14 protein-coding genes are annotated in these 13488 nt (G+C 62.0%); 9 read left to right on the top strand and 5 right to left on the bottom strand.

What is annotated here, in order from left to right; translation table 11 throughout:
* Window positions 1-69 precede the first annotated feature (69 nt).
* From serS to ACU5AY_RS08555, 4 genes are all read left to right on the top strand, one after another.
* Window positions 70-1362, top strand: coding sequence for a serine--tRNA ligase (gene serS / locus ACU5AY_RS08570; protein WP_446828730.1), 1293 nt, complete (start codon window positions 70-72; stop codon window positions 1360-1362).
* A 28-nt stretch (window positions 1363-1390) separates the two neighbouring features.
* Entirely contained in the window at window positions 1391-2164 is a 774-nt protein-coding gene (surE, locus tag ACU5AY_RS08565; protein WP_446828729.1) for a 5'/3'-nucleotidase SurE, read from the top strand.
* The gene (locus tag ACU5AY_RS08560; RefSeq protein ID WP_446824339.1) at window positions 2161-2814 is read left to right on the top strand and encodes a protein-L-isoaspartate(D-aspartate) O-methyltransferase; all 654 of its coding nucleotides are present in this window, start codon (window positions 2161-2163) and stop codon (window positions 2812-2814) included. The genes surE and ACU5AY_RS08560 overlap by 4 nt, the downstream gene beginning before the upstream one ends.
* A 251-nt stretch (window positions 2815-3065) precedes the next feature.
* Entirely contained in the window at window positions 3066-4514 is a 1449-nt protein-coding gene (locus tag ACU5AY_RS08555) for a peptidoglycan DD-metalloendopeptidase family protein (protein WP_446828728.1), read from the top strand.
* Window positions 4515-4598: 84 nt separating this feature from the next.
* Here ACU5AY_RS08555 and ACU5AY_RS08550 read toward each other — a convergent pair whose 3' ends face one another.
* Window positions 4599-5468, bottom strand: coding sequence for an ATP-binding protein (locus ACU5AY_RS08550; RefSeq protein ID WP_446824337.1), 870 nt, complete (start codon window positions 5466-5468; stop codon window positions 4599-4601).
* Window positions 5469-5679: 211 nt separating this feature from the next.
* Here ACU5AY_RS08550 and yajC point away from each other — a divergent pair, with 211 nt between their 5' ends.
* The 5 genes from yajC (at window position 5680) to ACU5AY_RS08525 (ending at window position 10462) form a co-directional block, all read left to right on the top strand.
* Window positions 5680-6027: a preprotein translocase subunit YajC gene (gene yajC, locus ACU5AY_RS08545; protein ID WP_446824336.1), complete on the top strand. Its 348-nt coding sequence runs from the start codon at window positions 5680-5682 to the stop codon at window positions 6025-6027.
* An 84-nt stretch (window positions 6028-6111) separates the two neighbouring features.
* Window positions 6112-8673: a protein translocase subunit SecDF gene (gene secDF / locus ACU5AY_RS08540; protein WP_446828727.1), complete on the top strand. Its 2562-nt coding sequence runs from the start codon at window positions 6112-6114 to the stop codon at window positions 8671-8673.
* Window positions 8674-8677: 4 nt separating this feature from the next.
* Window positions 8678-9067: an Mth938-like domain-containing protein gene (locus ACU5AY_RS08535; RefSeq protein ID WP_446828726.1), complete on the top strand. Its 390-nt coding sequence runs from the start codon at window positions 8678-8680 to the stop codon at window positions 9065-9067.
* An 18-nt stretch (window positions 9068-9085) separates the two neighbouring features.
* Window positions 9086-9940 carry a phytoene/squalene synthase family protein gene (locus ACU5AY_RS08530; RefSeq protein ID WP_446824333.1) on the top strand — a complete coding sequence of 285 codons (855 nt, stop codon included), beginning with the start codon at window positions 9086-9088 and terminating at the stop codon, window positions 9938-9940.
* 84 nt (window positions 9941-10024) lie between these two features.
* The gene (locus tag ACU5AY_RS08525; protein WP_446828725.1) at window positions 10025-10462 is read left to right on the top strand and encodes a hypothetical protein; all 438 of its coding nucleotides are present in this window, start codon (window positions 10025-10027) and stop codon (window positions 10460-10462) included.
* A 50-nt stretch (window positions 10463-10512) separates the two neighbouring features.
* On the opposite strand, the gene trmFO is transcribed toward ACU5AY_RS08525, so the two are convergent.
* The 4 genes from trmFO to ACU5AY_RS08505 all read right to left on the bottom strand — a co-directional run bounded on the left by trmFO (window position 10513) and on the right by ACU5AY_RS08505 (window position 13166).
* The gene (gene trmFO / locus ACU5AY_RS08520; RefSeq protein WP_446828724.1) at window positions 10513-11949 is read right to left on the bottom strand and encodes a methylenetetrahydrofolate--tRNA-(uracil(54)-C(5))-methyltransferase (FADH(2)-oxidizing) TrmFO; all 1437 of its coding nucleotides are present in this window, start codon (window positions 11947-11949) and stop codon (window positions 10513-10515) included.
* A gap of 107 nt (window positions 11950-12056) precedes the next feature.
* The gene (locus ACU5AY_RS08515) at window positions 12057-12200 is read right to left on the bottom strand and encodes a DUF1127 domain-containing protein (protein WP_261930241.1); all 144 of its coding nucleotides are present in this window, start codon (window positions 12198-12200) and stop codon (window positions 12057-12059) included.
* Between the two features lie 445 nt (window positions 12201-12645).
* On the bottom strand, window positions 12646-12789 hold the full coding sequence (locus ACU5AY_RS08510; RefSeq protein WP_446824330.1) for a DUF1127 domain-containing protein: 144 nt from the start codon (window positions 12787-12789) through the stop codon (window positions 12646-12648).
* Between the two features lie 233 nt (window positions 12790-13022).
* Complete coding sequence (locus tag ACU5AY_RS08505; RefSeq protein WP_446824329.1) at window positions 13023-13166, bottom strand: DUF1127 domain-containing protein; 144 nt, start codon at window positions 13164-13166, stop codon at window positions 13023-13025.
* Between the last annotated feature and the right edge of the window lie 322 nt (window positions 13167-13488).

Below are 13488 nucleotides of genomic sequence, written 5' to 3'. Positions count from 1 at the left end.
GCTGCCAGGCCGCTCTCGACGGGAGCGGCTCGTTCACAGCGAAAACGGTAGAACAATTCGGATAAGACAATGCTCGATATCAAATGGATTCGTGAAAACGCCGAAGCCCTCGACGCCGCGCTGAAGAAGCGTTCGGCCGAGCCGCTTTCGGCACAGTTGATCGCGCTCGACGAAAAGCGTCGCGCCGTCGTCCAGAAGCTGCAGGACATGCAGGCCCGTCGCAATGCCGCTTCCAAGGAGATCGGCCAGGCGATGGCGACCAAGAACATGGAGCTGGCGGAAAAGCTGAAGGCGGAGGTCGCCGACCTCAAGACCACCATGCCGGCGCTCGAGGAAGAGGAGCGTCAGCTCAACTTCGAACTCAATGACGCGCTCGCCCGCATCCCCAACATCCCGCTCGACGACGTGCCGGTCGGCGCCGACGAGAACGACAATGTCGTCAAGCGCATGGTCGGTGACAAGCCGATGTGGAACCACAAGCCGCTCGAGCATTTCGAGATCGGCGAAAAGCTCGGCTGGATGGACTTTGAGCGGGCCGCAAAGCTGTCGGGTTCGCGCTTCACGGTGCTGAAAGGCCAGGTCGCCCGCCTGGAACGTGCGCTCGGCCAGTTCATGGTCGATCTGCACACCAGCGAGCACGGCTATCTCGAAGTCATGCCGCCTTTCCTGGTGCGTGATGACGCGCTCTACGGCACCGGTCAGTTGCCGAAGTTCGAGGAAGACCTGTTCTTCACCCCGCATGCCAATGCGCGGCTCGCACTGATCCCGACGGCGGAAGTGCCGCTGACCAATCTTGTGCGCGAGGAAATCCTCGATCAGGAGACGCTGCCGCTCCGGATGACGGCGCTCACCCCCTGTTTCCGTTCGGAAGCGGGCTCTGCCGGCCGCGATACGCGCGGCATGCTGCGCCAGCATCAGTTCTGGAAGTGCGAGATGGTGTCGATCACCGATGCCGAATCGTCGGTCGACGAGCTGGAGCGGATGACGGCCTGCGCCGAAGAGGTGTTGAAGCGTCTCGGTCTGCATTTCCGCACGGTGACGCTCTGCACCGGTGACATGGGTTTCGGCGCCCGCAAGACCTATGACATCGAGGTCTGGCTGCCGGGTCAGGACACCTACCGCGAAATCTCGTCGTGCTCGGTCTGCGGCGATTTCCAGGCGCGGCGCATGAACGCCCGCTACCGCGGCAAGGAGGACAAGGCGACGAAGTTCGTTCACACGCTGAACGGCTCCGGCACCGCCGTCGGCCGCGCGCTGATCGCCGTTCTGGAGAATTACCTCAACGAGGACGGCTCGGTCACAATTCCGGACGTTCTGCTGCCCTATATGGGTGGATTGAAGAGAATCGAACGCGCCGCCTGACCAGGGTGGCGCCTGCCTCGGGGGCATCATGCGCATTCTTCTGACGAATGACGACGGCATTCATGCCGAAGGTCTGGCGGCTCTGGAGCGGATCGCCCGCGAGCTGTCCGACGACGTCTGGATCGTCGCCCCCGAGAGCGACCAGAGCGGGCTTGCCCATTCGCTGACGCTGTCGGAGCCCTTGCGGCTGCGGCAGGTCGGCGAAAAGAAATTCGCCCTGAAAGGAACGCCGACCGATTGCGTGATCATGGCGATCCGCAAGCTGATGTCCGGGAAAAAGCCCGACCTCGTGCTTTCCGGCGTCAATTCCGGCGCCAACATGGCCGAGGACGTGACCTATTCCGGCACGGTTGCCGGCGCCATCGAAGGTGCGCTGAACGGCATACGCTCCTTCGCGCTGAGCCAGGCCTACATCTATGACGGACGGCGGGTCGTGCCGTGGGAGGTTGCCGAGACCCATGCACCGGGCGTGCTGCGGCAGCTGATGCATCTCGACCTTCCGGAAGGCACTTTCCTCAACATCAATTTCCCCAATTGCCGGCCCGAAGAGGTAGCCGGCGTGGCAGTGACCTCGCAGGGCAAGCTCGACTACGGGGTCGGCATCGAGGAGCGTCAGGACGGCCGCGGCTTCCCGTATTACTGGCTGACGCTCGGCGGCCGGACGCCGCGCGAGGGCGAAGGCACGGATCTTGTGGAATTGCGCAACAGGAAGATCTCGGTGACCCCGCTGAAGCTCGACATGACCGATTACTCCGTGCAGGATCGCGTCGCTCAGGCTCTTGCTGACGGAGGGAATGCTTGACGGCTGCCATGGTCGAAAAGGAAGGCTTTGCCGCTCTCGTGCTCAGATTGAGGGCCGAAGGCATTTCGGACATCGATCTGCTGACCGCCGTCGAGCAGACGCCGCGCTCGCTGTTCGTGCCGCCGCAATTTGCCGACAAGGCCTATTCCTCGCGCTCCATTCCGATCGAATGCGGCTCCTTCATGGAAGGGGTCGATTTCGCCGTCAGGCTTCTCGACCGGCTGAAGGTGAAGCCGGGCCACCGGGTGCTCGAAATCGGCACAGGCAGCGGCTTCATGACCGGTGTGCTCTCCAGGCTCGCGGAGCGTGTGCTGTCGATCGAGCGTTACCGGACGCTGACAGAGAATGCCCGCCAGCGCATGGAAAAGCTGCAGCGCCTCAATGTCATCATCCGCCAGGGCGACGGCCGTTCCGGGGTTCCGGGCGAGGGGACGTTCGACCGGATCGTCTGCACCGCGGCTTTCAAGGAAACGCCGAGGTTCTACGCGGAGCAGCTGGTCTCCGGCGGTACGATGATCGCGCCGCTGATGATGGAGAACGGCACCTGCCGCATGGTCCAGCTCGGCAAGGTCGGCAGCCGCTTCGAGCGCGAGGACCTGTTCGAAGCCCCGTATCTGCCATTCGTCGAGAACACCGCCTCCTTCCTCTGAAGACGTCCGACCTGCGCGCTCGACCTACAATTGTGGCGGCATGGTTAGCTTTTTGTCAAAAATCTTCCTTGTGAGTCCACGTCTTAACCGGGCGGTAACATTAACGCGGTTTAATTTGCTCATAACCTGTCGCGTATCGAGTAGGTCCAGTTATGAGTATCAAAGTGTCGCAAAAATTCGGAAACTCAGTTCTTCGGCTTGTCGCCATAGCCTTGCTGGGTTCGACTGTTGCGGGGTGCAGTTCGGATGCGATGCGGTTTTCCGGTGGCTATTTTGGCACGGATAACCTGACCACCAGCTCCGTGCGTCCCGTTACCAACACTGCTGGCGCGCCTGTTCCGAGCGCCAATGTCGGCATGGCGCCGGCGCAGGATTATTCGACCGCCAACCAGGCGCTCAACCAGCCTTATCCGGCCCGCCCGGCCAACAGCAACTATGATCCGATGAGCACCGGCACGGTCGCTTCCGGAGCGCGCATGTCGGCGACGCCGGTGAGCGTGCAGCAGCAGAGCCTGCCGCCGGTCTCCTCGCAGAGCGCATCGCTGGAACAGCCGATGCCGGCAAGGGCGCCTGCACAGACGACCCTCTCGCACGCCACGCTGCCCGCCGATCCGATCAGGACGGCGACGACGCGTCCGGCCGACAACGGCATGGGCGGCCAGAAGGTCGTCCTGAAGCCGGGCGACACCATTGCTGCCCTGTCACGCCGCTACAACGTGTCGATGGCTGACATCATGAAGGCCAACGGTCTGACCAGCGGTGCTGTCCAGGCCGGCCAGACACTGATCATCCCGTCCTACAGCGTCAGCCCGAACACGGCGAAGGCGTCCGCCACCGCGGAAGACTTTTCCAAGGGCGGCAGGCTGCCCGAGCAGCCCAGGAAAACCGAGCAGAAGGTCGCCCTTCTGCCCAAGCCGGTCGACAATCGCGACAAGTCCGCGTCTGTCGAGCCGAAGAAGGCTCCGGCAGGCGGCGACGGTGGCACCTACAAGGTGGCTGCCGGTGATACGCTCACCAAGATTGCCCGCCAGACCGGCAGCAACATCGACGAGCTGAAGCGGCTGAACGGTCTTAACACCGCCAGCATCCGCATCGGCCAGGTGCTGAAGCTGCCGAACGGCTCGGCCTCGACGCCGGATCCGGTCAAGACCAGTGCTGTCAAGCCCGCCGCGGTGGCAAGCGCCTCCAAGCCGGCCGCTCAGCCGAAGACGACCGATACGGCATCGCGCAACGATCCGAAGCCCTATGTGGCGCCGGCCGCCAACAAGTCCGTTACAGAAGTCGCCTCCAGGGATCCGTCGGTTTCGGCTCCGGCCTCGACCGGCATCAGCAAGTATCGCTGGCCGGTGCGCGGTCAGGTGATTGCCGCCTATGGCGCCAACGTCAACGGCAGCCGCAATGACGGTATCGACATCTCGGTACCGGAAGGCACGCCGGTCAAGGCTGCCGAGAACGGCGTTGTCATCTATGCGAGCAACGGCCTGAAGGAACTCGGCAACACGGTGCTGCTGCGCCACGACGACGGCACGGTCACGGTCTACGGCCATGCCGGCAACCTGAACGTTGCCCGCGGCCAGAAGGTCACCCGCGGCCAGGTCATCGCTTCCTCGGGCATGAGCGGCAATGCCAGCCGTCCGATGCTGCACTTCGAAGTGCGCAAGGATGCCACGCCGGTCAATCCCATCACTTACCTCGAATAGTGGTTTTGCGTATCGGGGAATAAAGAAAGGCCCGGCTGGTCGCTCCAGCCGGGCCTTTTCATGTTGGCAGTCTGATGAGCCGCATCAGCGATCGATCCGGACCCTGAGGCGTCCGGCGAGATCCTGGATGAACTGCCAGGCGACGCGGCCTGAACGTCCGCCGCGCGTGGTCGCCCATTCGAGCGCCTGCTTGTGCAGGTCGTCGCGGTCGATCGGCAGGGAGAAATGCTCGGCATAGCCGTCGATCATCAGCAGATAGTCTTCCTGGCTGCACTTGTGGAAGCCGAGCCAGAGGCCGAAACGATCGGAAAGCGAGACCTTCTCCTCGACCGCCTCGGACGGATTGATCGCCGTCGAGCGCTCGTTTTCGATCATGTCGCGCGGCAGAAGGTGGCGGCGGTTCGACGTCGCGTAGAAAAGCACGTTGTCCGGCCGCCCCTCGACGCCGCCGTCAAGCGCCGCTTTCAGCGACTTGTAGGCCGTGTCGTCATGGTCGAAAGACAGATCGTCGCAGAAGATGATGACCCGGTGCGGACCATCCTTCAGCATGTCGAGGAGGAGAGGGAGGCTGGAGATGTCCTCGCGGTGCACTTCGATGAGTTTCAGCGAGACGCCGGAAGACGCCCGCACGTCGTCATGGACGGATTTCACCAGTGAGGACTTGCCCATGCCGCGCGCGCCCCACAGGAGGACGTTGTTGGCCGGATAGCCTTCCGCGAAACGCTCGGTGTTTTCGTGAAGGATATCACGCACATGATCGACGCCCTTGATCAGCTTGAGGGCGATGCGGTTCGGTCTTTGCACGGGCTGCAATTTCTGGCGCGCCGGCTGCCAGACGAAGCAGTGGGCGGCGTCGAGGTCGTTGTCCGCCGGCGCGGGTCCGGCGAGCCGCTCCACGGCATCCGCCAGACGGCGGAGTTCTGAAAGCAGGGCGTGTTTTGTCTTGTCTTTCATCCGAGGCCTCCCTTGGAAACGGCCGGCATGGCCGAACTGTCATTTTTAAAGCGCGGTAGCATGGCGTTTCAGACCGGAAAAGGCTAATAGGGCGGGAAATCGTCCTGTCCGGCCGGGCGCGCTGTTGCAATCACTGCGATCGCGCCTATATTCCGGCGGCTTTCTGTATGGCCGGAAACGGCACAGTGTTTTGGAATTCGAGGAGTTTTTGATGTTCTTTACCCAGGCATTTGCCCAAGACGCGGCCGGTGGTGCTGCCGGTTTCGGTTCCGGCATGGAAATGTTGTTCCTGTTCGTGCCTTTGATGGTCGTCTGGTACTTCCTGCTGATCCGTCCGCAGCGCCAGCAGATGAAGAAGCGCGAGGAAACCCTCAAGGCCATCCGTCGTGGCGACCAGGTCGTCACCGGTGGGGGCGTTCTCGGCAAGGTCACCAAGGTGATCGACGATAACGAACTCGAAGTGGAAATTGCCGACGGCGTGCGCGTTCGTGTCGTTCGTGCTCACGTCTCCGACGTCCGCGTCAAGGGCGAGCCGGTCAAGGCCGAAGCCGCCAACTGAGGCTGCCAGATCGCGCGCGGGTCCTTCATACGGCCCGCGCGCACGCCTTCCGCATGATACAGACACTCTGAAGCCGAGAAACCCATGCTCTATTTCTCCCGCTGGAAAACCACCTTCATCTGGCTTGCCGTCCTTGTGGCCTTCCTGACCGCGGCGCCGAACCTTTTCAGCGACAAGCAGCTGGCCTCACTTCCTTCCTGGCTTCCGGACAGCAAGGTGACCCTCGGCCTCGACCTTCAGGGTGGCTCCCACATCATGCTCAAGATCGAGCGCTCCGACATCGTCAAGGAGCGTCTTGAAACGACGGTCGCCGACGTGCGCGCCAAGCTGCGCGCCGCCAAGATCCGCTACACCGGCCTTTCCGGCGCCGGCCAGACGGTTCAGGTGAAGATCACCGACCCGAATGAATATGACGCCGCCAAGGAGGCACTTCGTCCGCTGACCGAACTGATCAGCGCCGGTACATTGACCGGCGGCACGATTCAGGAAGTCAACATGCAGGATGGCCAGAACAACACCATCCGGCTGGAGCTGACCGAGCAGGGCATCAACTATCGTCTGTCCTCGGCCCTGAAGCAGTCGATCGAAGTCGTTCGCCGCCGCGTCGACGAACTCGGCAACACCGAGCCGCTGATCCAGCGCCAGGGTGACGACCGCATCATCGTCCAGGTTCCGGGCCTTCAGGACCCGCAGCGCCTGAAGGCGCTTCTGAACCAGACCGCCAAGCTTTCCTTCCACATGGTCGACGACTCGATGCCGGTGCAGGAGGCGATCAACGGTCGTCCGCCCGTCACATCCGAAGTTCTCTATTCGACCGATGATCCGCCGGTCCCGTACCTGATCGAAAAGCAGGCACTGGTTTCGGGCGATGAACTCGTGGACGCGCAGGCAAGCTTTGACCAGCGCTCCAACGAGCCGGTCGTCAACTTCCGCTTCGATTCCAAGGGCGCCACCGCATTCTCGCGGGCGACCACCGCCAATGTCGGCAAGCCGTTTGCGATCGTCCTCGACGACCAGGTAATTTCGGCGCCGGTCATTCGCGAGCCGATCACCGGCGGCACGGGCCAGATCTCCGGAAACTTCACCGTCCAGTCCGCCAACGACCTCGCCGTCCTGCTCCGGGCCGGCGCACTGCCGGCGACGCTGACGGTCGTTGAGGAGCGCACGGTCGGTCCGAGCCTCGGCGCCGACTCGATCAATGCGGGCATCGTCGCCGGCGTTATCGGCGCCGTCGCCGTCGTCGTCTTCATGCTGGTGTTCTACGGCTTCTTCGGCGTCATCGCCAACATCGCGCTCTTCGTCAACATCGTCATGCTGATCGCGGTCCTGTCACTGATCGGATCGACGCTGACCTTGCCCGGTATCGCGGGTATCGTCTTGACCATGGGCATGGCGGTCGACTCCAACGTGCTGATCTACGAGCGAATACGCGAAGAGGTCAAAAACGGCAGGCCGTTGATCCAGGCGATCGATACCGGCTTCTCCAAGGCCTATGCGACCATTGTCGACGCCAACGTCACGACGCTGATTGCCGCCGTTATCCTGTTCTATCTCGGCTCCGGCCCGGTTCGCGGCTTCGCCGTGACGCTTGCCATCGGTATCCTGACGACGGTCTTCACCGCCTTCACGCTGACCCGCTGGCTGGTGGCCGAATGGATCCGTCGTCGACGCCCGAAGCACCTGCCGAACGGCATTCGTACCGGCGTGTTCGACGGTGCCAACATTCGCTTCATGGGCTTCCGCCGTTACACCTTCGTCATCTCGGCCGCGCTGTCGATTGCCGCTCTCGTCGGCTTTGCCACGGTCGGCATGAACCTCGGCATCGACTTCAAGGGTGGTTCGGTCATCGAACTGAAGGCGAGGAGCGGCAATGCCGATATCGGCGACATCCGCGACCGCCTGTCCGAACTCAACCTCGGCGACATCCAGGCACAGGAATTCGGCGATCCGTCCGAAGTCCTCGTCCGCCTGCAGGCGCAGGGCGGTGGCGACAATGCCGAGCAGTCCGCGCTGGCGCTGGTGCGCAACGAGCTCGAGAGCACCTACGAGTTCCGTCGCGTGGAAGTCGTTGGCCCGGTCGTTTCCAGCGAATTGACCCAGTCGGCAACGCTCGGCGTTCTGGTCTCGCTTGCGGCGATCCTGATCTACATCTGGTTCCGTTTCGAGTGGCAGTTCGCCGTCGGCGCCATCATTGCGACGGTGCACGACGTCATCCTGACAATCGGACTGTTCGTGCTGACCGGTGTCGAGTTCAACCTGACCAGTATCGCGGCCGTGCTGACGATCGTCGGTTATTCGCTGAACGATACCGTCGTCGTCTACGACCGAATGCGCGAGAACCTCAGGCGCTATCGCAAGATGCCATTGCCGCTCCTGATCGACACGTCGATCAACCAGACACTGTCGCGAACGGTTCTGACGTCGGCTACGACCCTTCTCGCTCTGACCGCGCTCTATGTCTTTGGCGGCGAAGTCATCCGTTCGTTCACCTTTGCCATGCTGTTCGGCGTCGCCGTCGGTACCTTCTCGTCGATCTATATCGCCGCGCCGGTCCTGATTGCCTTCAAGCTGCGTCCGGAGAGCTTCCAGAACGATGCCGACGGCGAAGGTGTGGAAGGCGACGACAAGAACAAAGCGACGGCCTGACGTCTTGGCCAAGGGCATCATCATCCGCGAGGCACATTTTCCGGGGCGTCCGCCGATCGACGCCTACGGAAACGGCGGCTTCCGGTTTGCCGACATGTCGCATCGCGGTTCGCTGCTCTGCCTGCCGTCCGGCGTCTACGGCTGGGACGTGGCCGACGGGGATGATCTGACGGTCGACCTCTTCGAGCGCGTGTTCCAGGATGCCGGAGACATCGAATTCCTGCTGCTCGGCACGGGCACGGACCTTCGATTGCTGCCGACGCCGCTCAAGGCGAAGCTCAAGGAGCACGGCATCGGCAGTGATCCGATGAACACCGGTGCTGCCGTCAGGACGTACAATGTCATGCTGTCGGAAGACCGGCCCGTGGCCGCCGCCCTGATCGCCGTCGACTGACAAACCGGGATTGTCCCCATGAGCGCAGAGCCTGCCTCGAACGATATCATCTGCCTGTCGACGCTGCGTGAGACCGACCGCGACCGCTATCTGGTCGCGCTGCTGTCGCCGGAGGCACGTCGGCGCGCACTGGTCGCCCTCTATGTCTACAATGCGGAAATCGCCAAGGTGCGGGATCTCGTGCACGAGCCGCTGCCGGGCGAGGTGCGCCTGCAGTGGTGGCGCGATATCATCGAGGGGCAGAACCCCGGCCAGGCCGAGGCCAATCCGCTTTCGGCCGAACTGATGGCGGCGGTCCATGCCTGTCGCCTGCCGACCGCACCGCTGATCGCCATGAGCGAAGCTCGGATATTCGACCTCTATGACGATCCGATGCCCGATGTGGCGACGCTGGAGGCCTATGCCGGCGAAACGGCGTCGGCGCTGATCCAGCTGGCAAGCCTGGTGCTATCGCCGGAAAAGGCGGGCGAGAGCGCGGCCGCCGCCGGCCATGCGGGCGTTGCCCAGACCGTTGCCGGTCTGCTTCTCCTGATGCCGCGCCATCGCCAGCGCGGGCAGCTTTATCTGCCGCTCGACATTCTGTCGGCAACCGGGCTCGACCGGGAAAGCTTTCTCGAAGGGCAGGACAGGGAGCGCATCGGCGCTGCCATCACCGCCTTTGCGGCGCTCGGCATGGATCATCTGAAGAAGGCGAGGGCGGAAGAGCGGCCTTCGCCCGAGGTCTTTCCGGCCTTCCTGCCGGTGGCTCTTGCCGAATCGGTCCTGAAGAAAGCCATGAAGCTGAAGGCTTCCATTTTCGATGAAGCTTTGCAGCTGTCGCAATGGCGCCGCCAGCTGACCCTTGCCAGGGCCGCCTTCACCAAACGGTTCTGACAACGGTCGATTTCATATTCGCGCAAGCCTCGTCCCTTAATCTGATACAACCTGTAGCGTTGCACAGGAGATTGGAGAACACCCGTGGGATTGATCATCTGGGGCATCCTCTTTGGCGGGCTGGCTCTGCTGGCGATCGTGGCGACACGCATGGCCAAGCAGGATGACGACGACGGCCTGCACGACACCGGCATCGCCATCATGGAATTCGGCCGCGCCTATCCCGACGAAGCTATTCGTGCATTGCATTCGACTGCCGACGGCAATGCCGTCTTCGTGCGCCTGTATGACGACAAGGCGGGCTTCATGCGCAGTTTGAAGAATCACTTTGCCTGCCACCTGATCGAACCGGGTCGGGTGCGGGCCGGCGAAGGTGCAGCGAAGAACAGCCTGAAGGTGGAATTCCTGGACGCGCCCTATCACAACGGCACCTACCAGTTCAAAAGCGCCAAGGAGGCCTCGGAGGTCTCGCTCTGGCTTCTGGGCAATCTGCTGACGGAAGCCGACAAGAAGGCCGGTTGAGCGGGCAAAGTCGGCGCGCCGTCCTCACCGGTCTTGAAATCGAGCCGGAATCAGACGGCCTGCTTCTCGCGCTTCTCGACGCCCAGCCACTCGGCGCAATCGGCAAGCGCGCGTTCGGCCATCAGCCGCTTCTTCATCGCTGCCTTTTCCTTGCCGCGGAAACGCTTGCCTTCGACCGGCTTGACGATCGAACCGGGCGCGAGTTCCGGAAACAGGCCGAAATTGATGTTCATCGGCTGGAAGGAGCGCTTGCCGGGCTCGTCGTCGGAAACGATGTGGCCGCCGGTGATGTGATTGAGCAGCGATCCGAAGGCGGTGGTTGCCGGCGGCAGCGAGATCGGCTGGCCCTTGTGTTCGGCAGCGGCGAAGCGGCCCGCCAGAAGGCCGATGGCAGCACTCTCTACATAGCCTTCGCAGCCGGTGATCTGGCCGGCAAAACGCAGGCCGGGACGGCCCTTGAGCGTTAGCGATGGATCTAGCAGCACGGGTGAGTTGATGTAGGTATTGCGGTGCAGGCCGCCGAGACGGGCGAATTCGGCATTCTCGAGCCCGGGAATCATGCGGAAGATCTCGGCCTGGGTGCCGTATTTCAGCTTCGTCTGGAAGCCGACCATGTTGTAGAGCGTGCCGAGCGCATTGTCCTGGCGCAGCTGGACGACGGCATAGGCCTTGACGGTCGGATTGTGGGCATTGGTGAGCCCCATCGGCTTCATCGGCCCGTGGCGCAGCGTTTCACGGCCGCGCTCGGCCATCACCTCGATCGGCAGGCAGCCGTCGAAATAGGGCGTGCCTTCCCATTCCTTGAAGCCGACGGTGTCGCCGGCAATCAGCGCGTCGACAAAGGCGTTGTACTGCTCCTCGGTCATCGGGCAGTTGATGTAGTCCTTGCCCGTGCCGCCCGGTCCGACCTTGTCGTAGCGCGACTGGTACCAGCAGATGTCCATGTCGATGGAATCGGTGTGCACGATCGGCGCGATGGCGTCGAAGAAGGCGAGCGCATCGGCGCCGGTCTCTTCCTGGATGGCGGCGGCAAGCGAGGGGGCGGTGAGCGGCCCGGTGGCGATGATTGCCTGTCCCCAGTCCGCCGGTGGCAGGCCGGTGATTTCCTCGCGCACGACGGTGATCAGCGGATGATCGGCAATCGTGGCGGTGACCGCATCGGAAAATCCGTCGCGGTCGACGGCCAGTGCGCCGCCGGCCGGCACCTGATGGGCATCCGCCGAGCGCATGATCAGCGAACCGGCGAGCCGCATCTCCGCATGGATGACGCCGACGGCATTGCTCGTCGCATCGTCAGAGCGGAAGGAGTTCGAGCAGACCAGTTCGGCAAGGCCATCGGTCTTGTGGGCATCCGTGCCGCGCACGCCGCGCATCTCGTGGAGAATGACGGGAATGCCGGCACTGGCGATCTGCCAGGCAGCTTCCGACCCGGCGAGCCCGCCGCCGATGACGTGGATGGGAGTGTCGTTTGAAGATGTCTTGCTCATGCGCGCCTCCTTAACATGACGTGCTGCATGCGCAAAAGCCCGCAAACGAAAACGGCGCCACTCGGGCGCCGTTTTTGGGTAGATCCAGGCAGTGGTCTCAGCGCTTATTAGCGGAAGGACTTTGCTGCAATAGAGCGGATGTCATAGCGGCTGAGGCCAATGTCATCCAGGGTCTGGCTGGAGAGGTTGCCGAGCTCCTTGAGAGTGCGGCGATAATTGATCCAATTTTTTGCATAGCGAATCGGGCTCATGTTGGTTTCCTCAAGATCTTCGGGACAGCCTCGGCATCAATGTCTGTGCGGCTGTTCGTTGACCCTTATGTAGCTCTTTCGTTGTGCAATAACGAGTGCAAAAAATAGGCTACTGCTATGCAATTGTGCAGTGGGTTGAATAAAAAACAGGCTTCTTATTTGGTCAGATTAAAAAAGAGGCCGCGCGTCCGCGGTCGGTGCCGGTACACCTGTGTGCGGGAAAATGTAATTTAATTCAATGGATTGGCAGGATTTCGAAGTCGCCGGACCGGTCCAGATGAGGGCCTTCGGGCAAGTAGCGTCCCGATTAATACTTGCGGCGGCAATAAGGCTGCAATTTTAGGCATCTTTCGGCCATGCGAAACCGCATGTCGGCGGACAAAAGAAAACGCCCTCGGCTCGTAGGAGCGGAGGGCGGTTTTGAAGACCTGAAGGAGGTCTGGAATTAGAAGGCTGCAGCGCGGGCAACGCGACGGATGTCGGTGCGGCTGATGCCGAGGTCTGCGAGTTCGCGGTTGGACATGCGGTCAAGCTCGCTGACGGTCTGACGGTACTTGCGCCAGCTGGAAAAAGAGCGGGTCAGGTTCATGGTCGTGTTCCTTTCTAGTCGATCAATTGGCAGCGCTTGCTGCCGCCCCATCTGTTGATCTCAATGTATGTTGCATTGCAGCATTGAGCTAGAGGGTCTTCGGCATGGCACCTATGCATTCTTGCAAGGCTCGCGTTGCCCCAAAGGGGTAAGAAAGGCGTGTCTGGCGCCCCAAACAAAAAAGCCCCCGCCGGGGCGGAGGCATTTTGAAAGTCTCTTTTGAAGAGGAGACTTTAGAGAACTGCGCCGCGGGCAACGCGGTTGATGTCGGCGCGGCTGATGCCGAGATCGGCCAGTTCGCGGCTGTTCATCTTCTGCAGTTCATTGACGGTCTGACGGTATTTGCGCCAGTTGGCGAAAGAGCGGCTGATGTTCATGATCGTGTTCCTTTGGTTCATTTTGGCAGCGGCATTTGCCGTGCTCCGTTGATGAGCGAGATATATGTTGCGCTGCCGCATCTAGGTAGAGGGGCAACGGCATATCGGTCATGCGCCAAGCGCAAGGCTTTGGAAAATGCTGAGCAAGGACAGGGAGATGGGCAAAAAAATAACGCCCACCGGGGGAGGAGATCCGGTGAGCGTCATTTTGGTCGACTGGGAAGCTGGGAGGAGGAGTGCTTGCCAGTCTATATCGGAAGAGCGCTGGGAGGAGGAGCGCGCTTCATCCGAATTCTTGTCGATGAGGGGAAGCAAGAGAGAA

The sequence above is a fragment of the Rhizobium sp. PAMB 3174 genome, assembly GCF_052908375.1.
This window is presented reverse-complemented; position numbering and strand designations above follow the sequence as displayed.